The organism is Zobellia barbeyronii (assembly GCF_018603515.1).
GTDB lineage: Bacteria > Bacteroidota > Bacteroidia > Flavobacteriales > Flavobacteriaceae > Zobellia > Zobellia barbeyronii.
Window position 1 is genome coordinate 1 of record NZ_JACATN010000009.1, and the last position, 20,565, is coordinate 20,565.

The following is a 20,565-nucleotide window of genomic DNA, read 5'->3' on the forward strand; positions in this document are numbered from 1 at the left end:
GAGGAGGAGGTTATTGAAGAGGAAGTAGTTGAAGAAGAGGTAATCGAGGAAGAGGTTATTGAAGAGGAAGTAGTTGAAGAAGAGGTAATCGAGGAAGAGGTTATTGAAGAAGAAATAATTGAGGAGGAGGTTATTGAAGAGGAAGTAGTTGAAGAAGAGGTAATCGAGGAAGAGGTTATTGAAGAGGAAGTAGTTGAAGAAGAGGTAATCGAGGAAGAGGTTATTGAAGAAGAGGTTATTGAAGAAGAGGTAGTTGAAGAAGAGGTAATCGAGGAAGAGGTTATTGAAGAGGAGGTTATTGAAGAGGAAGTTGTTGAAGAGGAGGTAGTTGAGGAAGAAACTCCTGCGCCCTCTAATCCCGTTATTACACCAATTGGAATTCCAAATATGAATCCTATTGCTTCAGCAGAAGCAACGCCATCTAAAGGGCAATCACCTCTTAGAGTTACTTTTACGGGAAGCAATTCTACGGATGACGTATCTATTGTTAGTTATAGGTGGGATTTTGAAGATGGTAAAACCTCAAATGAAATAAACCCTGTCTTAACCTTGGATGAAGTTGGAAGTTATAATGCTAAGCTAACAGTAACAGATGAAAAAGGCCTTTCCCATAGTGATATGGTAACAATTACTGTGGAATCTAAAGATAATATAGCCCCTGTGGCTAAACTAAGTGCAGACGTGAAAAGCGGGAATGCGCCACTTGAAGTTAGTTTTAATGGAAGCAGTTCTACCGATGATACCGGTATCGTTAAATATTCATGGGATTTTAAGGATGGCGGTTCTTCCAATGAAACTAATCCTAGGCATACATTTGAAGAAGAAGGAAGCTATATAGCAGAACTTACTGTAGAAGATATAGCCGGGTTGACTCATAAAGACGTTGTCACTATAACGGTAGAATCTACTGTAGATGAAACGCCAGTGGCTAAGGCCAGTGCATCTAAGATGTCTGGTGTTATTCCGTTGCAAATAGATTTTACGGCGGCTAACTCTACTGATGACAAAGGTGTTGCTGGTTATGCATGGGATTTTAAGGATGGTAATTCATCAGATAAGGTAACAGCGTCTCATACTTTTGAATCTGCAGGGGACTATGTGGTACAACTTACAGTTACTGATAGTAAAGGTCAGACCAATAAAACTACTCTTAATATTAGTGCTCAGGCTCCCACAAATGATCCGCCTTCTGCAAAATTGACAACCAATTTAGATAATGGAACGGCTCCGCTCACGGTAAACTTTACAAGTAACGGTTCTGCGGATGATAATGGTATTACTAAATACGCTTGGGACTTTAAGGATGGGTCTTTTTCTGACAAAGCAAATTCTGAGCACACATTTAATGAGCAAGGAACTTATGACGTTGAGCTTACAGTTGAAGATGCGGCAGGCCTTAGAGATACAAAAACAACCAGTGTTACTGTTTTAGCAAGACAGAACACAGCACCTGTTGCTAAGGCATCGGCAAGTCTACTTTCTGGTTATGCTCCTTTAAAAGTTGATTTTAACGGCAGCTCTTCTACAGACGATCTAGCCATAAGCAGTTACTATTGGGATTTTACAGAAGGTTCCTCATCAGAAGCAAATAACAGCCACACGTTTAATAACCCTGGTGTATATAATGTAACCTTTACCGTAACGGATGATGAAGGTCTAACAAGTACGGACAATCTTACGGTAGAAGTAACACAAGAGCCAATTGGTAATATTGATTGTAGTGTCGGAGGAGGTAAGGCAAATGAGTCAGGTGAGAAAATTTGGTGTTGGAACAATGTCTCAATACCAGATTATTCTGGTCAAAATGGACCTCCTATTAGCAACAATGAGCTTAAAATAGATAGTGAATGTTATGAAAAACAGGTAACCCAAGAGGGTAGTCGTTTAAATTTTCGTGTAGATCCAGTCAATCCAAAAACAGGCAGTTGGTGTTCTAGAGACTTTAATATGCGTGCGGAAATAAGCACATTGCCGTGGAAAATTAACCATCCAAAAGGTACTGAAGAGTGGTTTGGTTGGGATTATAGTTTTGGTAATGACTATGTCATAGACAAGAATAACCAATGGCTGTTTTTTCAAGTACATCCAGGTATCACAGGAGAATCTCCGCAAATGGAGCTATTGGTAATTAAAGATGATCAGTCTATTGGTCATGATGCAGGAGAAATTTTTGTGATAAATGCAGCTAATGGTAAGGATTACCATCCTACTGGTATTACCCCACGTGCAGGTCAAAAGTTGAAAATTGTAGTACACGCCATATGGGACGATGCTTCAAAAGGCCATCTTCAGGTTTGGATTAATGGGAGTAAGGTTTATGATAAGCAGGTTGCTACGGTCTACTCTAAATATCCTTGGGGTGGAAATGCCAAATGGGGTATTTATAAATGGCCCTGGGCAAATGCAGAAGATGTACAAAAATCATTGGATGCTGGTGTGAATCATATAGAAACCTCTATGGGTACCTTAAGAATGATTACTAGAAAACCGGGAGACGCAAATTACGGAACAGATGCCTATTCTTTAGTTGCTCCAGATTAAGTTTTATTGTAAATCTAAAGAATCATTTAAACTATTGTTTTTGTAAACTCGGATAAGGTGGTTAATTTAGCCACCCGTCCGGCATTCCTTACTATCGGTTATTGGGCAAATTTGTAATGACTCGTTTTATGATTACATCAAAAAAGCAACTTTCTTTTTATATAGCGGCGGACAGAATAATTTCAGGTTCTACACCCAAAAAAAGTATCAAAGAACGGTTACAGAATATAGTTAGCCCTAACGATATCTTAAAATACCTAAAAGCCATGCGTACGGTGGCCTATTGTGTTAATTCCAAGAAGAAAAAAACATTTTTATATTATTATAATCTAAGGGTATTTAATAAACTTGGTGCAAAGCTAGGTTTTAGTATAGGATATAATGTTTTCGGTTATGGTTTATTAATTCCGCATTATGGTACAATTGTGATCAACTCTGGTACTAGCGCAGGTAATTTCTGCGTATTGCATACTTCTACATGTATAGGTGGTTCGGGAAAGCGTATCGGCAATGGGTTATACTTGGCTTCAGGTGCTCAGATAATGGGAGGAAATGTTGAGTTGGGAAATAATGTTTCTATATCAGCTAGCTCTATGGTGAATAAGTCTTTTAAAGAGTCTAACATACTTTTGGCTGGATTGCCAGCTACTCTTAGGAAAGAGTCCTTGCCGTGGTATAAGAGAGACGGTGAAACTTACGAAACAAGGATAGAACGAATTAAAGAACTCAGAAAAGAATTGAATCTTAATTAAGGGTAAATTGTTTTTAAGAGGTAAGATTATCTACTTATACCGTTCCTTTTACTTCCTTATCGATTTTAATTGTCACGATGCGCGTGTATACATAGCCAAAGAAAAGTATTAGTGCGGGAGCCATGATTAAAGAATGACGTGCCCTGGCATCTAGTAATATAATTCCTCCGGCATAGATTAGACTGAAAACCATTAGTGCTTGAATAGCATATGGAAATTGTTTTCGCGCTAAGAAAAACGGATATAAGCTCAATACCCATAGAAATAATAAGATTACATTAGGTAGCATAAAGCCATAAGTGTTGAGAGTTTGAGATCTATAGGAAAAAGGATAATGAAAGACAAATCTCCCTATATTCGCTATAGTATTTTTAAAATACTTTACAGGATGGTCTTTCATGTTTTGTATGGCAGCCGCTTTAAAAGCACTGTCTCGTTCCATATGGCTCATAGATTCTAAAGACAAGTAAAACTCTCTATGATTTTTTGAGAGCTGACTTAAGTCATCATAAACGTCCGAAGTAGGTACGTAACCTTTATCCTGGCCGTAGAGTACATCTTCTTTAGAAAACCAACTTCCAAATTCATTTTCAAATGGAGTGGATCTATGATAGAGTATTTCCCCTCCTCCTGTGCCAACATAAAAGGCTTTTCCTGTGAGGGAATAAGTGTAAAAAAGATAGGGTGCAATTAGTATAAGCCCTCCAAGAAGTACTAAAAGAGATTTTTTAGATTCATTGTTCTTTTTCCAGATTAAAATAACCGCCAGAAATAGAAAGCTTACAAAGATAACTTGTAGGTATATTATTTTGGTCAATACTAGAAAAGCTAAAAAAAATGAAGCTATAAAGACTTGCTTCCAGTTTATTTGTTCCTTTAAAAATAGTTTACAGAAGTGATAAGCCATTCCGCAAAAGAGAAAATAGGCCAATGGTTCGGAATATAATAGAGGAACATAACGAATGATTGGGGGGTAAAGCCCTAACATGTATACAAGTAATATGCTGTATTTATTATTTGTAAATAAATCAATAGTTTTTTTGAAATAAACTATAGCAAAGAAAAGTAATAGCGCATTAAATAATTTAGGAAATATAAACGCAGTCTCTAAAGCCACAAATGGCGCAAGTACTAAGGGATATCCTGGGCCGTTTCTTAAATTTGGGTTTTCCGTATTTTCGTAAAAACCTTGCGTTAAATTTTGGGCATAATGGAAGTGTCTGCTCTCATCACCAAAAAAATTATTTGATGAGAACAATAAAACAACCCCTATATAAAGAGCTAATAGAGGTAATAAAGAAATAAGGCTCTTAGGGAATGACAATTTTGACATGTAAACGCAGAATTATTTTTGGTTTTTTAGAATTTGGGAATTAAGATGGAACAGTTCATCAAAATATCGTTTCTTCTGCAAAGATATAAAGCCTAAGCCAAGTAATTGAATAGATATTATCATAGTTGTGCCTCCAACAATAAAAGAATATGGTCTTTGCCTGAATACTTCTGACACAGCGTAAGAAAAACGGTCTTCAAAACCATGAGCTAATTCTGCCGTCATTGGATAAACGTTATAAGTATTAATGAAAATCCATAAAATAATATAGAAAGATAGTATGAAAATTATTAACCCTAAAATCCAGAAAAACATATAAGGTCTGAACATAAAACTGTTTGCCAAACCGTTGAATATTCCCATTACAATGCGGAGGCTAGAAGTACGTGTATTGCCTAGTTTTTGTTGTTCTGACCAATCCAAATGAGCTGGTATTTCTACTACTCTTGCTCTTAGAATATATGCTTTTAGTAAAATCTCAGTATTGATGTCAAAGGTGCTTGATTTCGTGTTCAATGAGCGTATGAAGTCACCATGATAAGCCCTCACCATTCCTGTGAAAGTATAGATGTCAAGTCTTGATGCTTTTCGCATCATGAAATTTACTGTCTTACTTAATAGTAACCTTAAACGGGGAACTGCGGTATTTTTTCCACCTTTCATATAAGGTGATGCAATTACCATATCAGCCTCTGTAGTCTCAATTTCCGAAAGAAGTTCTCCAATATGATTTGGTGAATAGCTCAGGTCAATATCTAAGACAATAACATAGTCACCTTTACTATGCTTAAAGCCTGTTCTCAAGGCAGTCCCTAGGTTTCTGTTTACAATGTGGTGGTAAGCTCGTAAGTTAGTTTTTGATTCTACTAAAGAATCAGCAATTGATTTTGTGTTATCCGTACTACCATCGTTTATAATCAGGACTTCCCAGTTATATAAATTATTTAGCGTACTCAAATAATCATACAGAAGGGATACATTTTTTTTGAGTATCGCTTCTTCATTAAATGCAGGTAAAATAATAGAAACAAGGGGTTTTTTTAAATCAATCTTGTCGGATAGGGTTGGCATATTGGTATTTTGTTTGGTAATAAGAAAATCCATACAAACTTACATAATAGTATGTGGAGGTAATTTGCTTCGAAATTATGAAAAATTATGAGGGTACGTATGTAGACACCGACAAAGAGGAGTATCAAAACGTTAAATCACTGTGATTCTTCAAAAAAGGGAGAATAAAGTATAATTTTCTGTCGGTTAGTTTGGCACTTGCACTGTTTTTAAGCCCTTCTTATAGATTATGGCATCTACGTGCCCGTTCATGTCGGTTAAGGTGAAATGTTTCCCTAGTTTCTTCATGACTTTTTTAAATATGAACACTTTTCTTTCGCTTGTAACATTCATTCCTGGAAAAAAGGCCAAACTAGTAATCTGGTCTCCCCCAATTAAATCCAATGGATGTAACAAAAAGCTAGGTTCCGTCTTCGTTATTTTACATAAGAAAATTGCTATATTAAGATATAACATCATCAGATTAGATGAGATATTGCTAATGTAAATAAGGTAACTAAGGTGAAAAGGTATTCTAAATACAGGCATAGTTGTAACTGGTAATTCTAACAACTGCTGGTTTTTTTTCGTATTCCAGAAATATGGTTTTAATTTTTTAAATCCATCGGAAAATTTACCAAAAATTTCTTTTCTATCTTCTTTTTCTTCTTTAGTTAGATTAGACGTACTGAAGTAGTATAATCTAGCTAATGGGCCTATTACAGTTGGCAATGTAGAAGCATCATATTTATAGCCTTTTTCGGCCAGTACCTCTAATAAAGTACCGCTCCAGCTAAAACCAGGCCCTCTAAATCCGCTAGGTGCTTTGCCGGTTACCTCGTGAATGATATCGTGGGCAGAATCAATTTCTGCTTTCATCTCATCCTTCGTATAAAGATGAAGCCATGTTTCATGTTTAAAAGAGTGGTTGGCAATATCATGCCCAGCATCTGCAATCTGTCTTAGATACTGACGATTTTTTTCAAATGCTGCATCTTGTCCAACAATGAAAAATGTAATTTTCAGGTCTAACTCTTCTAAAACTTGAAGCGCATGCGGTACAAAAATGTCTAGATAAGAAGGGTATTCTTCCCATCCTTCTTCACCGTGTATCTTCATATAAGACCACTGGTTGTCCATATCTAGTGAAAGACTTAAATAGGGTTTACTCATATTAGTTAGCCGTTGTGTTATTCTGTAAATCACCCTTAAAACCTTTAACAAATTTTTCAACATGGGTAACGACCGAATTGTTATTTACGGACTCACTTACAAACTGAGAAGTATTAAGGACATAGAAATCTGGGTGAGGTGTGTTCACCTTTGGAACGATTTCAGAATAATTTAAAACTTGCATTGGTTGCACCTTAAATGCCCTGTGTACGTGAGATGATATCATATCTGCCTCATTAAAATCTGGATAAAGATATTTGACGCCTTTTAAAAAGGTTGCAGTTATTTCTTCATCAGATTTTGACCAAAGTTCATCATCTTGACTAATATATTTTGGAAAATATGTTACATGCTGATTTGCGGTTTCCTCAAGGTCAACAAGTGAACTCATACCTATTACACCGGTAAATGGTGTGTCATTGTCACCTATGTTAAGTACATAGAAAGGAGTAAGAGTCTTTTTAGTAACTAAAATAAGACAGATAACTCCAAGGTAGTCAATAGGTTTGGTACTTTTTGAAATATCATATAACTGTGGCGCCGTTACTTTTTCCATAACATTCAGCGGCGAAGTAAAAATAACCTTGTCAAAATGTTCAGTAGCGCCGTTGTGGGTAATATTAATACCACCCTCTGGTGAAGGGGAAATGTGTTGTACCTCTGTATTGAGCATCACATCAGAACCAGATTGTTTTAAGTTTTGTTCCAGACGGTCAAAAATTGTCTTATAACCTCCGTTTACATAGGCCATGTGTTCTTTTTGCGCCGCTGAGCTTCTAGCTTTGAACAACCGTTTAATGTAGGTCCAAATAAAAACTGCAGAAACTTTTTTATGGTTTTCACCTAATTTTGCTTGAAGCATTGGAGCCCAGAATTTCTCATAAGTTCTTTTACCACCAAGCTTAATAAGCCAATCAGTAACATGGATTTTTTCAAGAGACTTCCAGTCGTTAATTCTAGACCCTCTAAAAATGGTGTAGCCAAGTCTCATTTTGTCAACAAGTCCTAGAAGCGGGAACATTAGAAATTCTTTTGAACTACTGATGGAATGAAATCTTTTGTTTTCATAATACCCCGTAAGTGATCGACGCCATTGCAGCTGATCAGCAAGACCTATTTCATCAATAAAATCAATGAGGTCTGTATCTGTGGGGGTTATAACATGGTAAAATTTATCCCAAGTAAATGCTCCGTAATTGTGATAAGTAGATAAGCCACCGGGTAAGGAACCTTGTTCTAATACTTTAACGGTGGCGTTAGTGGTGGATGAAATTTTTTGAGCTAAAACTAGACCCATGAAACCTCCTCCGACTATGGCTATTTTCATATAAATTATGCTTTTTGCAAAGAAACTTTTTTCTGCCATTCAAAGGTAATTCGAAGGCCTTCTTTAAGAGAAGTTTGTGCTTTTATACCTAAAATACGTTCAGCTTTGGTATTATCAGGTACTCGTCTCATGACGTCTTGGTACTTTCTTCCAGCAGATATTTCGTTATAAGGAATAAGTTTAACTTCTGAAGTTGTTGGTTCGCCAGAGATTTCCTTAAGTAAAGTGGCAAGGTCAAGAATAGTAATTTCTTCATTTGCTCCAATATTAAAAACCTCACCGTTCGCTTCTGGCTTCATAGTTGCTGCGTAGATGCCCTCTATAGTGTCGTTTACGTAAGTAAAGGTTCTAGTTTGCTGCCCATCACCATGAATAGGAATTTCCTTATTATTCAAAATACAATCTATGAAAACAGATTGTGGGCCTCCCCACCATGAAAGATTTTGGTTTGGTCCATAAGAACCAAAGAATCTTAGGATAACAACAGGAAAATCATAATCTTCCATATAAGCCAAGGCTAAATGCTCATCAAAAAGTTTTGAAACAGCATAAGCCCAACGTGGTACTTTTGAATCTCCTATAAGGCAGTTGCCATCTTCCTTAAAAGGAATATCAGGACTCATGCCATATACATCAGATGTTGATGCGAGAACAAATTTACATTTGAGTTTTCGGGCAAGTTCAAGCATATTTTCGCTTCCCTTGGAGTTGATTTTTAAGGTATCAACAGCATTGCCGTATCTTGGTATTTTAAAAGCAGCTAGATGAACTATAACGTCAAAGTCTTCATCTAGTCGGTCTATTAATGTGGTGTCTAGAACATCACCTTCTATAAATTCAAAATTTTCGTGGTCAAGGCTATTTTTAATATTTTGAAGGGAGCCCATAGATAAATTATCTATCCCGACAACGCGGTGTCCTTCGTTCAAAGTTTTAACTAAAAAATTGGAGCCTAAGAATCCGGCTACTCCGGTAATGAGAATTTTCTTTTTCTCTATAATCATGTGGTTAGGTTTGATTTACAAACAAATTGGTAATTGTTTTGGGGGCACAAGATACCGCAATAAAACAATTTTATAAAATGTGGAAACTGTGTTTCATAGAGAAAAAAGGGACTCATGTCGAAAATTCGGAGAAGGGTAGTGTTTTATTAACTGTTTTGCGAAAATATCTAGTAATAAGTGTTTGTTTTATGATTATGTGAGACTAAGCAAAACAATTATTATAAACTTGGTTTTTTAAAGTGGAAAATTATAAGCTTTTGTGCTATTTGAAGAGCAAAATAAGCATCAATAAGTGAATTTTCTCTTAGATAAAGTCGAAAATGTTATATATACACTTACAACCGGATTCTTTCCGTATTTTTGATGAAACCGTTAACAATACTTTAGTTTATGATGGACAGAACATATAAGGATATACAACAAATTACGCTTGCCGTAGATTGTATCATATTTGGGTTCAATGATAATAGGTTAGAGGTATTGTTGGTTCACAGGGGTTTTGCGCCTGAAAAGGATAGGTGGTCTCTTATGGGTGGCTTCGTAGGTAATCATGAAGATCTTGATGATGCTGCAAATAGGGTTTTAAAAGACCTATCAGGTCTAGAAGATGTTTATATGGAGCAGGTCCGCACTTTTGGTAAAGCCAAACGTGACCCATACGAACGCGTAGTTTCTACCACTTATAGTGCATTAATTCTTAAAGACAAGTATAATAAGGAGCTTATTGAGGAGTATAGAGCCAAGTGGTTTCCTATAGATGAACTTCCTGATTTAATTTTTGATCATAAGGATATGGTTGATTCGGCAATAAGAAGGCTTCAGAGAAGAGTACGTACTTTTCCTATAGTCTTTAATCTTCTTCCCGATAAATTTACCTTACCACAACTACAAAAGCTATATGAAGGTATTTTTCAGGAGGAAATGGATAAACGTAACTTCCGAAAGAAACTTGCTACGATGGATTTTTTAATCAAGTTGAATGAAAAAGATATGTCTGAGTCTAAAAAAGGCGCTTTTTTGTATCGATTTGATGAGAAAAAATATAACAAAACAAAAAACTTTACAATTTAAGCATTAAGTGTTTTTGAAACACTTGTAAAAAGTTCTATATTAGTTTCTTTTACAAGGTATTTCTGTTAACACGTTACCTTAAATTTAAAGTTTTTACATATGAGTTCACAAACCGCCTATAGCCTAGGCTTGGATTTTGGGTCAGATTCTGTTCGGGCTGTTTTGGTCAATACACAAACTGGTCAAGAGCTTTCCACTGCGGTACATTATTATGCACGGTGGAAAAAAGGCAAATACTGTGATCCCTCCGAAAATCGTTTTCGTCAACATCCATTAGACTATATAGAAGGTATAGAATCTACGGTAAAGTCAGTTGTTGCTGAAGTAGGTCCTGAGGTTGCAGCACAAATTGTTAGCATAGGCGTAGATACTACGGGAAGTACACCCGTTGCGGTAGATGCTAATGGAACTCCATTGGCACTTTTGGATGCATTCAAAGAGAACCCGAACGCAATGTTCGTGCTTTGGAAAGACCATACTGGTATTCAAGAAGCTAATGAAATTAATGCATTATGTGCTAAATGGGATATTGACTACTCGCAATATGAAGGCGGAATTTATTCTTCAGAGTGGTTTTGGAGTAAAATACTTCATGTTTCAAGAGCAGATAACAAGGTGTATAAAGCTGCCTACTCTTGGGTAGAGCATTGTGATTGGATTCCGTTTCTACTAACTGGCGGTAATGATATCCATACAATGAAACGTAGCAGATGTGCTGCCGGACATAAAGCCCTCTGGCATGAAAGCTATAACGGATTGCCTTCCAATGATTTTTTTGTAGCATTAGATCCGCTTTTGGACGGACTAAGAGAACGTCTTTTTGATAAAACCTATACTTCTGATGTTCCAGTGGGTACTTTAGATGGGGAGTGGGCTGAAAAATTGGGTCTTTCTAAGAAGACGATTGTTTCCGTAGGTGCTTTTGATGCTCATATGGGTGCCGTAGGTGCTAAGATTGAGCCATATTATCTAACAAAAATAATGGGTACTTCTACCTGCGATGTTCTAGTTGCTCCAGTAGAAGGTGAAGAAAAATTGATAAAAGGTATATGCGGGCAAGTAGATGGTTCCGTCATACCAAACATGTTAGGGCTGGAAGCCGGTCAGTCTGCTTTTGGGGATATTTATGCGTGGTACAGTAGAGTTTTGGCGTGGCCAATTGAGGAGTTGATATCTAAATCTTCTTTAATTGATGAAGATACCAAGCATAAACTAATTGCTGAGGCACTTAAAAACCTGATTCCCGAACTTAGTAATGCCGCAAGCAAAGAGCCAATTGGTGCTTCGGGAGAGTTGGCGCTAGATTGGATGAATGGAAGAAGAACACCAGATGCCAATCAGAATTTGAAAGGTGTTATTGCCGGTATCAATTTAGGGAGTACATCACCTAAAATATTTAGAGCTTTAGTAGAAGCTTCTTGTTTTGGAGCTAAAAAAATAGTTGACCGATTCTTATCCGAAGGTATACCAATTAAAGGAGTGATAGCTTTGGGAGGAGTGGCTAAGAAATCTCCATTTATTATGCAAATGATGGCCGATGTGCTTAATATGCCTATTAAAGTAGTGGCGTCAGAACAAGCCTGTGCATTAGGTGCGGCAGTTTTTGGTGCTGTAGCTGCGGAGGTTTATACCAATGTTCCCGAAGCAATGGATAAGATGGGTAGTCCTTTTGAGACTGTTTATCAACCGAATGAAATAGATGCAATAGCCTATGAAAAAGTATATGAGAACTACAGTAGGCTAGGCGATACGATGGAGAAACATATCATGAACGAAACCAGAAGAAATGGGTAAGTATACATCATTAAAAGAAGAGGCCTTTGAGGCAAATATGCAGCTTCCGGAATTGGGACTGGTATTGTTTACATTCGGTAATGCAAGTGCGGTAGATAGAGATAAAGGAGTGTTTGCCATTAAACCAAGTGGTGTCCCTTACGCTACATTAAAAGTAGAAGATATTGTTATTTGCGATTTTGATGCAAAGATTGTAGAAGGAAAGATGAGACCTTCATCCGACACAAAAACTCATGCTGTTCTTTATAAGGAATGGGATAAAATTGGGGGAGTAGTTCATACGCACTCAACTTATGGTACGGCATGGGCACAAGCAATAAAAGATATTCCTATCTTCGGAACTACTCATGCCGATCATTTGATTGCTGATATTCCATGTGCACCTCCTATGAAAGATGAGTATATTCAAGGCGATTATGAGTATATGACGGGCTATCAAATAATTGATTGTTTGAAAGAAAGGGGTTTAAATTATAACGAAATAGGTATGATACTGGTTGGTAGCCATGCACCCTTTACTTGGGGGGCAACCGCAGCCAAGGCGGTATATAATAGTGCTGTATGTGAAGAAGTAGCTAGAATGGCACATCTAACCTTGCAGATAAACCCTAACGCAGCTACCTTAAAAGAGGCTTTGAAAAAGAAGCATTTTGAGCGCAAGCATGGTAAAGATGCCTATTACGGACAAGGATGTTAAGTTTTAATTGAAATATATTTTATGGGAATAGCAACATTCATCGGGTTTACGTTACTGGTAGCAATCATTGCATATTTATCAACTAGAAAAACGGATGAAACATCTTCGGACGGTTATTTTTTAGGGGGGCGTAGCCTTACTGGGCCGGTAATAGCAGGGTCGTTGCTTTTAACAAATCTCTCTACAGAGCAGATTGTTGGTATGAACGGTATTGCCTACAGTGAGGGTATTCTCATTATGGCTTACGAGGTTTTGGCTGCTATAGCTATGGTCTTTACCGCTTTGGTATTATTACCTAGATATTTAAAAGGAGGTATCGCTACCATTCCTCAATTTTTGGAAAAACGATACGGAAAATCCACAAAAACCCTAGTGTCCCTTCTATTTTTAGGAGGGTATGCCATTTCAATGCTTCCTACCGTACTATATTCAGGTGCTTTGGCAATAAATACCATGTTCGATTTGCCCGAGGCAATGGGCATGGGCGAAGAAAGTGCTTTATGGGTTACCGTTTGGGGTATTGGTATAATCGGAAGTATCTATGCTATTTTCGGTGGATTGAAAGCAGTTGCGGTATCGGATTCTATTAATGCTGTAGGTTTAATCATTGGAGGTTCGCTTATACCTATATTCGGATTGCTGTACGTGGGTGATGGAAGTCTTACTGCTGGTATGGATGTCCTAACAACGAATTTTCCTGAGAAATTCGATATTTTGGGCGGACCTGATTCCTCAGTGCCTTTTTGGACACTTTTCACAGGTATGGTTATTGTAAATTTCTATTATTGGGGAACAAATCAGGCTATCATTCAAAGGGCTCTTGGTGCCAAGAACTTACGTGAAGGTCAAATAGGATTGAGCCTTGCCGCATTCGTAAAAATATTAGGGCCTTTCATTGTGGTGTTACCAGGTATTATTGCCTATCAAATTTTTAATGGGGAATTGACCAATGCCGATCAAGCGTATCCTATGGTGGTTAAAAAAGTACTGCCCACTGCATTTATAGGCTTTTTTGCAGCGGTTCTTTTTGGAGCCATATTAAGCTCTTTCAATAGTGCGCTTAATAGTTCTGTTACCTTATTTGGACTCGACTTTTATAAAGAATATATTAATAAAGAAGCTTCTGAGAAGCAAATTGTGAAGGCTGGTAAGATATTCGGTATTTTTCTTGCTATAATTTCTATGATTATCGCACCGCTATTATTCGGTGTGGAAGGTGGTATATTCAATTATCTACAAGAATTGAACGGATCGTATAGTGTACCTATTTTGGCAATAATCTTAGTAGGTTATTTAACTAAAAGAATACCGGGCATTGCAGCAAATATTGGTATTGTTTTCGCAGTAGTCACTTACTTAGTAACTCTTTATATTGTTAAGCCAGACATTAGCTTTTTACATGTCATGGGTGTCTTGTTTGTTTTGGTGGTAATGCTAATGTTTATTATTGGAAAATTCTGGCCTAGAGAAACGGAATATGTAGAAGTATACACCGAACAAGTTGATATTACACCATGGAAATTTGCCAAACCTGTAGGTTTTGTAATATGCTCCATTGTAGTGGGTATGTACGTCTATTTTTCTTAAGGATAAATTTATTTTGATAAATGATGATTGATTTAAATAAGAATGAAATTTGGTTTGTAACAGGTAGTCAACATCTATACGGACCGGAAACTTTAGCACAGGTAGCGCAGCATTCTGCTGAGATAGCCCAATATTATGATGGAAACAAGACAATTCCGGTAAGCGTTATTTTTAAACCAGTGGTTAAAACTGCGGGTGAAATAAGTGCTTTATGTAAAGAGGCCAACAATACGGATGCCTGCGTAGGTTTAATTTTATGGATGCATACTTTCTCTCCGGCTAAAATGTGGATTGCTGGTCTGCAAGCACTTCAAAAACCATTTTTACACCTACATACACAGTATAATCGCGATATTCCGTGGAATGCGATTGATATGGATTTCATGAATCTAAATCAGTCAGCACACGGTGGACGGGAATTTGGTTTTTTAGCGTCAAGAATGCGATTGAACCGAAAAGTGATAGTTGGTCATTGGAAAAATGAATCCGTTTTGCAGAAAGTGGGTAATTGGTGTCGTGTAGCGTGTGCCGTTGCTGATTCTAAGGAAATGAAAGTGGCTCGCTTTGGTGATAATATGCGCCAAGTAGCAGTCACAGAAGGTAATAAGGTTTCTGCTCAATTAAAGTTCGGCTACGAAGTAAACGGATATGGAGTAGGTGACCTAGTTAAATATATAGATGGGGTTTCCGATGCTCAAATAAATACGCTAATTCAAGAGTATGAAGATTCGTATACTATGGCAGCTAAAATTAAGACCGACGGAAGTATGCGCAATTCTTTAAAGGATGCGGCCAAAATAGAATTGGGTATGCGTGCTTTTCTAGAGGAGGGTGGTTATACCGCTTTTACCGATACTTTTGAAGATTTACACGGAATGAAGCAATTGCCGGGTATCGCTACACAAAGGCTAATGGCCAGTGGTTATGGTTTTGGGGGGGAAGGCGACTGGAAGACCGCCGCATTGGTACGCACCATGAAAGTTATGGGCGCAGGTCTTGAAGGCGGAAACAGTTTTATGGAAGATTACACCTATCATTTTGATCCTGAAAACACTACAGTTTTAGGTTCGCACATGTTGGAGATTTGTCCATCAATTGCCAAAGGAGATGTTTCCTGCGAAATTCATACGTTGGGTATTGGGGGTAAAGAAGACCCTGTTCGTTTGGTCTTTAATGCCGGGGCTGGTAAAGCCTTAAATGCATCGGTTGTAGATATGGGCAATCGGTTTAGAATGTTGGTCAATAAAGTCGAGGCTTTAGAAATCGAAAATGATATGCCAAATCTTCCTGTTGCCAGAGTGCTATGGGATGCCAAACCAGACCTTCAAACTGCTGCTGCAGCGTGGATTTACGGAGGAGGCGCACATCACACCTGTTACAGTCAGAATATTTCTGCAGAATCCCTTGAGGACTTTGCCGAAATCATGGATATAGAATTTTTGTTGATCGATGAAAAAACAGATCTCTATCGCTTTAAACAAGAACTACGCTGGAACGATGCTGCTTATGGTATGAAAGGAATTTAACTAAGTTGTTTTTCTGGCTCTAATTTTTCATTAAATTATAATAGTGGATATAGGCTTTTCAAAAAATAGAATTACTCTTTATAAACCTTTATCTTTTTGAAACTAGTTCCATATTTGAAATAAGTGCGTTTTTTTTAATAGTTTGTTTTCTGTTTTTTAAGGTATTAGGGAATATAATAAATCCTTATATTGTACTTTTAAGATAGAACTTAGACTATATGAAAAACTTAATTTTAATTGCCTTAGTTTTTACTTTTACTTCATTCAACGTACTTGCCCAAAATGAAACCGACTATGACCCAGAGGCTAAACTTCTAGAACTGGGAATAGAACTTTCGCAACCTTCAGCCCCAATGGCCAACTATGTCAATGCTGTGCGTTCAGGAAATCTTATTTTCTTGGCGGGTAAAGGCCCTACCAAAGCAGACGGAGAAAATATAACGGGTAAACTAGGTGCTGATCTTACTATTGAAGAAGGGTATGAAGCGGCAAGAATTACAGCTATCAATCAAATCTCGGTCTTGAAAATGGAATTGGGAGACCTTAAAAAAGTAAAGCGTATTGTTAAGGTTCGTGGGATGGTCAATGCCGTTCCAGATTTTACCGATCAGCCCAAAGTAATTAATGGGTGTTCAGATTTAATGGTTCAAGTTTTTGGTGAACGTGGTAAACATGCTAGAGCTGCTGTAGGGATGGGTTCTTTACCCGGTAATATTGCCGTGGAAATTGAGATGATAGTTGAGGTAGAAGACTAAATCATGAGCAAAAGATTTTTATTTAATCCTATTTTTCAAAATACACTTCTTTGTTTTTTTATTCTCTTCAGCTTTAATAGCTGTAAACCTGAACAAGAGGAACCTGAGTTTCTGTTACGTGCTGCGCTTTTGGTAAATGAGGAACATACTTGGTATAAAGCCTTTGTCTATTTTGGGCAAATTCTTGAAGAACGCTCCAAAGGCCGTATCAAGGTAGAAGTTTATCCCTCCGAGCAATTGGCCAAAGAGATTGAAGCCATAAGGCTTATTCAAGCAGATGTTATTGATATGACCACTACAGGTTCTACTCTTACCAATTGGTTTGAAGTGGCCACTTTCTGTGAACTTCCTTTCCTGATGCAAGATTCAACCGATATGAATCGGTATATAAATGGACCTATAGGGACATTGATGGAGGAGGAAATGATTACTAAATCCGGCTTGAGGTCTTTAGGTCACTTTGAGAGAGGCCCAAGACATTTAACATCAAACAGACCCATAAGACACCCCGATGATTTAGACGGACTCATTGTTCGAGTGCCAAACGTGCCATCATTCGTAACCCTTTGGAAAGCTCTTGGGGCAAAACCCACACCTATGGCCTTTTCGGAGGTTTTTACTTCTTTGCAACAAGGTACTATAGAGGCGCAAGAGAATCCGTTTGCATTGATTAACAATGCTGGTTTTGCTGAGGTGCAAAAATATTTGAACCTAACAGGTCATGTCATAAGTTGGGTTTATCCGGTTATTGGCGAAAAGCAGTTTCAGCGACTTCCACCAGATTTACAGAAAATATTTTTGTTAGCGGCAGATGATATGCAAGCCTATGAGCATCGTCTTTTTTTAGATAATGAAAAGATGGTTCAAGATGAATTAAAGGCAAAGGGAATGGAGTTTATTGAGGTTGATAAAGATGCTTTTCAAGAAAAGTGCGAAGCTGCTATTTACAACAGTCTTTCTCCAGAAATGAAGAAAATATACGATCAACTTAAAACGGAAAAGGATGCTTCATAAAACTATTGGGCGCATTTTAAAAGTTGGCGTATTATTGAGCACTTGGGGACTCATATTTACAGTATTATTACAGATTTTCTGCAGATTTACGCCATTGGATACGCCAACGTGGACAGAGGAAGCTTCGCGTCTATTCTTTATTTATGCCATGTCTTTTGGTGCAGGGCTTGCTATGAAAAATGAGTATTATGTTCATTTAGATATGTTCTTTAGTAATTTTCCTGTAAAACTGCAGCGCTTGTTGGTCAAGGTTATTCCCGTAATCGTATTATTTTTATTTGCTATCATGGCAATCTATTCCATACAATTTGTGCTTTTGGGTATTCCGGAAAAATCACCCAGTATGGGTTTTAATATGGGAGTTGCTTTTTTTAGCATGTTCATCATGTCGGCTTCTATAAGTTATTACCTCTGGAAAAAAATCCAAAAAAACTATAAAAATTCTAAATGATGATTTGGGTTCTTGTTCTAGTATTTGTGGTATGTCTCGTTTTGCGTTTTCCTATAGCTTTTGCGCTTGGACTCTCGTGCTTGAGTTACATTTTGGTAAAGGGTATTCCGTTGATTATTATTCCAATGAAAATGTATTCGGGTATTGATGTATTCGTTTTACTCAGTGTTCCAGGCTTTATTATGGCGGGTAATCTCATGAACCAAGGTGGTCTGACGGAGAAAATAATCACATTCTGTAATCATTTGTTGGGGCACATTAGAGGCGGACTTGCATTGGTTAATATTGGAGCATCTATGTTGTTTGCAGGTATTTCTGGTACGGCTATTTCTGATACGGCAAGTATGGGTTCTATTATGATTCCTGCAATGAAAAAGGAAGGTTACGACACTGGTTTTTCATGTGCTGTTACGGCGGCTTCTTCAACTATTGGTCCTATTATCCCCCCCAGTGTGCCTATGATTATTGCGGCCACATTAAGTGGACTCTCAGTTGGTAAATTATTTCTTGCAGGTGCTTTGCCAGGCTTACTTTTAGGTATAGGGTTATTGATTACTGCCTATGTAATATCTAGAAAGCGCAATTATCCCAAACACGCTAGAAGTACGCTAAAGCAGGTAACTCTTGGTTTTGTTGATACGTTTTGGTCGCTTTTAATGACATTTATTATTCTGTATGGTATTATTGGAGGGCTTTTTACTCCTACCGAAGCATCTATAATTGCAGTGGTTTATGCTTTGATCATTGGTAAGTTTGTTTATAAAAAATTGAATTTCAAGAACATTCAGGTTGTGTTTTTGGACAGTATGAAAACCTCTGCTTCCCTTATGGTTTTGGTGGGTTTTGCCAACCTTTTTGGTTATATATTAATTACAGAACAGATTCCGCAAAGTATATCCAGTGAAATTCTAGGTTTTACGGACAACAAGTATGTTGTATTGCTATTAATTAATCTCTTGTTGATTGTAGTAGGCACTTTTATGGAGACCGTTGCAGCACTTTTAATTCTGTTTCCAATTTTACTGAAAGTAGCTTTGGCTGTAGACGTTGATCCCGTTCACTTTGCAGTAATAGCAGTATTGAACTTAATTATTGGATTAACTACGCCACCTGTGGGAGTATGTCTTTTTGTAGCATCTAGTATTGGTAAAATATCTATTGGCGAGGTAAGTAAGGCCGGTTTGCCCTTTTTGCTGGTAAGTTTTGTGGTGTTGATTCTGGTTACTTTGTTTCCTTGGTTTTCGTTGGCACTTCCTAATTTGTTTATTGATTAATAGTTCAACAAATTTGCCTGTAAACAAGGTGAAATTAGTTGTTCTGTTTTTCTGAGAAATCCAAAAAAACTTTACTTTTGCCCCTTAGTTAAATGGCCTCGTAGTTCAATGGATAGAATAGAAGTTTCCTAAACTTTAGATGCAAGTTCGATTCTTGCCGAGGTCACTTTGCTTATACAACATAGTATTGTTGGGAAATGAGAAATACGTTGTACTAAAGGAAATCTAGATTTCATAGACATCGAATTTTTTGACCAATTCGTTTATCCTTTTTTTATTCTCTTCTAGTTTAGCTTTAAGTTTCTCGATCTGTTCTTTCTGTTCTTTCGTAAGGGGGTTCATGGCATCATTATTATGCTTGTCCGTTTATAACGGCGCATGAAGGCTTACATTGTGTGTTTTTTTATCAATTATAAAATTTTTATCATATATATTGTTGATAACTTGAATTATTAAGCAATTTTCACCCTTAATGATTTCAATCTTTCCTCTTGGTCCAAATCTCGTACATGGGCTCCCCTTTGCTGTTTTTTCCGGTGTGATGCCAATCGTTATCTTTTAGTTCGTAGTTGAATTTTAAAGTAGCCCCAACCCGTGAATTATCTTTAGAGAAAAATTCAATATGTTCTGTGTATTTTCCATCTTCTGATGTAAATGAACCTCCTCCGGTTCCCGAAAATTTCATTGTTTCCGTTTGGTAGGCAATCCATTGAAAACGACCATCCTTTAGTATTTTCAGTGTTTTTCTAGGGTTTTCTTCTCCTCTTCTTTCTTGGCCTTCATCTGGTCCGCGGGTGGCAAAAAGCCATTTACCATCTAAGTCTTGAGCAAGGGAAGGAGCTGGTTTAAATGTTTTTTTAGAGCTCATAGTAAGAATAAGGTCATCTTCTTTTTGTTCAAATGGAATATTTAGAGTCTTCAGTTGGTCATTTTCATAATTAGAATTGAATTCTAAAAGAACGACTAGTCGGTTTTCTTCAATTTTCACAAAACCACCACGAGCCATAATAAACTTAGTAGGATTTTTTTCGTAAATAGTATGAGTTAGATAATCATCAATTATATGAAGCTCGTGAATGACACTTTTTTCATCAACATTCTCTTCAGAAAAGTAAGTTTCTGACGTTAGTTGAGCTTGCATCAGGTTTGTTACGATTAAAATGAGGCCTATAATGATGCTTTTTTGGAAAGTTGTGATGTAGTTTTTCATTTTTTA

General features: G+C 37.2%; 17 protein-coding genes and 1 tRNA gene. 12 read left to right on the forward strand and 6 right to left on the reverse strand.

Annotated elements, in window-relative coordinates:
* On the forward strand, nt 1–2,541 hold a 2,541-nt coding region (locus HW347_RS19955), incomplete at its 5' end, for a PKD domain-containing protein (RefSeq protein WP_214613490.1).
* A gap of 128 nt (nt 2,542–2,669) precedes the next feature.
* Nucleotides 2,670–3,293 (forward strand): LbetaH domain-containing protein, encoded by a 624-nt coding sequence (locus HW347_RS19960; RefSeq protein WP_214613491.1) that lies wholly within the window; start codon nt 2,670–2,672, stop codon nt 3,291–3,293.
* Nucleotides 3,294–3,327: 34 nt separating this feature from the next.
* Here HW347_RS19960 and HW347_RS19965 read toward each other — a convergent pair whose 3' ends face one another.
* The 5 genes from HW347_RS19965 to HW347_RS19985 form a co-directional block, all read right to left on the reverse strand.
* Nucleotides 3,328–4,626 carry a hypothetical protein gene (locus HW347_RS19965; protein ID WP_214613492.1) on the reverse strand — a complete coding sequence of 433 codons (1,299 nt, stop codon included), beginning with the start codon at nt 4,624–4,626 and terminating at the stop codon, nt 3,328–3,330.
* Between the two features lie 12 nt (nt 4,627–4,638).
* Entirely contained in the window at nt 4,639–5,697 is a 1,059-nt protein-coding gene (locus HW347_RS19970) for a glycosyltransferase family 2 protein (protein ID WP_214613493.1), read from the reverse strand.
* A gap of 186 nt (nt 5,698–5,883) precedes the next feature.
* The gene (locus tag HW347_RS19975) at nt 5,884–6,849 is read right to left on the reverse strand and encodes a polysaccharide deacetylase family protein (RefSeq protein WP_214613494.1); all 966 of its coding nucleotides are present in this window, start codon (nt 6,847–6,849) and stop codon (nt 5,884–5,886) included.
* A 1-nt stretch (nt 6,850) separates the two neighbouring features.
* Entirely contained in the window at nt 6,851–8,176 is a 1,326-nt protein-coding gene (locus HW347_RS19980; protein WP_214613495.1) for an NAD(P)/FAD-dependent oxidoreductase, read from the reverse strand.
* A gap of 5 nt (nt 8,177–8,181) precedes the next feature.
* The gene (locus tag HW347_RS19985) at nt 8,182–9,180 is read right to left on the reverse strand and encodes an NAD-dependent epimerase/dehydratase family protein (protein ID WP_214613496.1); all 999 of its coding nucleotides are present in this window, start codon (nt 9,178–9,180) and stop codon (nt 8,182–8,184) included.
* A 390-nt stretch (nt 9,181–9,570) separates the two neighbouring features.
* Here HW347_RS19985 and HW347_RS19990 point away from each other — a divergent pair, with 390 nt between their 5' ends.
* From HW347_RS19990 to HW347_RS20035, 10 genes are all read left to right on the forward strand, one after another.
* A complete protein-coding gene (locus HW347_RS19990; RefSeq protein ID WP_317195333.1) occupies nt 9,571–10,251 on the forward strand; it encodes an NUDIX hydrolase in 681 nt (226 codons plus the stop codon).
* 99 nt (nt 10,252–10,350) lie between these two features.
* Nucleotides 10,351–12,045, forward strand: coding sequence for a ribulokinase (locus HW347_RS19995; protein ID WP_214613497.1), 1,695 nt, complete (start codon nt 10,351–10,353; stop codon nt 12,043–12,045).
* The gene (locus HW347_RS20000; protein ID WP_214613498.1) at nt 12,038–12,742 is read left to right on the forward strand and encodes an L-ribulose-5-phosphate 4-epimerase; all 705 of its coding nucleotides are present in this window, start codon (nt 12,038–12,040) and stop codon (nt 12,740–12,742) included. The genes HW347_RS19995 and HW347_RS20000 overlap by 8 nt, the downstream gene beginning before the upstream one ends.
* A 21-nt stretch (nt 12,743–12,763) precedes the next feature.
* A complete protein-coding gene (locus tag HW347_RS20005; RefSeq protein ID WP_214613499.1) occupies nt 12,764–14,329 on the forward strand; it encodes a solute:sodium symporter family transporter in 1,566 nt (521 codons plus the stop codon).
* Between the two features lie 23 nt (nt 14,330–14,352).
* Complete coding sequence (araA, locus tag HW347_RS20010; RefSeq protein ID WP_214613537.1) at nt 14,353–15,855, forward strand: L-arabinose isomerase; 1,503 nt, start codon at nt 14,353–14,355, stop codon at nt 15,853–15,855.
* Between the two features lie 218 nt (nt 15,856–16,073).
* Nucleotides 16,074–16,610 (forward strand): RidA family protein, encoded by a 537-nt coding sequence (locus HW347_RS20015; RefSeq protein WP_214613500.1) that lies wholly within the window; start codon nt 16,074–16,076, stop codon nt 16,608–16,610.
* Nucleotides 16,611–16,613: 3 nt separating this feature from the next.
* Nucleotides 16,614–17,624: a TRAP transporter substrate-binding protein gene (locus HW347_RS20020; RefSeq protein WP_214613501.1), complete on the forward strand. Its 1,011-nt coding sequence runs from the start codon at nt 16,614–16,616 to the stop codon at nt 17,622–17,624.
* Nucleotides 17,614–18,075: a TRAP transporter small permease gene (locus tag HW347_RS20025; RefSeq protein WP_214613502.1), complete on the forward strand. Its 462-nt coding sequence runs from the start codon at nt 17,614–17,616 to the stop codon at nt 18,073–18,075. The genes HW347_RS20020 and HW347_RS20025 overlap by 11 nt, the downstream gene beginning before the upstream one ends.
* Nucleotides 18,072–19,349 (forward strand): TRAP transporter large permease, encoded by a 1,278-nt coding sequence (locus HW347_RS20030; RefSeq protein ID WP_214613503.1) that lies wholly within the window; start codon nt 18,072–18,074, stop codon nt 19,347–19,349. Before HW347_RS20025 ends, HW347_RS20030 begins: the two co-directional genes overlap by 4 nt.
* A gap of 94 nt (nt 19,350–19,443) precedes the next feature.
* A tRNA-Arg gene (locus HW347_RS20035) sits at nt 19,444–19,515 on the forward strand.
* 312 nt (nt 19,516–19,827) lie between these two features.
* Here HW347_RS20035 and HW347_RS20040 read toward each other — a convergent pair.
* Complete coding sequence (locus HW347_RS20040) at nt 19,828–20,559, reverse strand: DUF4488 domain-containing protein (RefSeq protein ID WP_225902005.1); 732 nt, start codon at nt 20,557–20,559, stop codon at nt 19,828–19,830.
* Nucleotides 20,560–20,565: the final 6 nt, after the last annotated feature.

Bases quoted from the DNA above. Each gene is read 5' to 3' on its own strand.
- HW347_RS20020 (WP_214613501.1), top strand. From the start codon at position 16,614: ATGAGCAAAAGATTTTTATTTAATCCTATTTTTCAAAATACACTTCTT.
- HW347_RS19980 (WP_214613495.1), bottom strand. From the start codon at position 8,176: ATGAAAATAGCCATAGTCGGAGGAGGTTTCATGGGTCTAGTTTTAGCT.
- HW347_RS20040 (WP_225902005.1), bottom strand. From the start codon at position 20,559: ATGAAAAACTACATCACAACTTTCCAAAAAAGCATCATTATAGGCCTC.
- HW347_RS20030 (WP_214613503.1), top strand. From the start codon at position 18,072: ATGATGATTTGGGTTCTTGTTCTAGTATTTGTGGTATGTCTCGTTTTG.
- HW347_RS20015 (WP_214613500.1), top strand. From the start codon at position 16,074: ATGAAAAACTTAATTTTAATTGCCTTAGTTTTTACTTTTACTTCATTC.
- HW347_RS19985 (WP_214613496.1), bottom strand. From the start codon at position 9,180: ATGATTATAGAGAAAAAGAAAATTCTCATTACCGGAGTAGCCGGATTC.
- araA (WP_214613537.1), top strand. From the start codon at position 14,353: ATGATTGATTTAAATAAGAATGAAATTTGGTTTGTAACAGGTAGTCAA.
- HW347_RS19975 (WP_214613494.1), bottom strand. From the start codon at position 6,849: ATGAGTAAACCCTATTTAAGTCTTTCACTAGATATGGACAACCAGTGG.
- HW347_RS20025 (WP_214613502.1), top strand. From the start codon at position 17,614: ATGCTTCATAAAACTATTGGGCGCATTTTAAAAGTTGGCGTATTATTG.
- HW347_RS19960 (WP_214613491.1), top strand. From the start codon at position 2,670: ATGATTACATCAAAAAAGCAACTTTCTTTTTATATAGCGGCGGACAGA.
- HW347_RS19995 (WP_214613497.1), top strand. From the start codon at position 10,351: ATGAGTTCACAAACCGCCTATAGCCTAGGCTTGGATTTTGGGTCAGAT.
- HW347_RS20000 (WP_214613498.1), top strand. From the start codon at position 12,038: ATGGGTAAGTATACATCATTAAAAGAAGAGGCCTTTGAGGCAAATATG.
- HW347_RS20005 (WP_214613499.1), top strand. From the start codon at position 12,764: ATGGGAATAGCAACATTCATCGGGTTTACGTTACTGGTAGCAATCATT.
- HW347_RS19970 (WP_214613493.1), bottom strand. From the start codon at position 5,697: ATGCCAACCCTATCCGACAAGATTGATTTAAAAAAACCCCTTGTTTCT.
- HW347_RS19990 (WP_317195333.1), top strand. From the start codon at position 9,571: ATGATGGACAGAACATATAAGGATATACAACAAATTACGCTTGCCGTA.
- HW347_RS19965 (WP_214613492.1), bottom strand. From the start codon at position 4,626: ATGTCAAAATTGTCATTCCCTAAGAGCCTTATTTCTTTATTACCTCTA.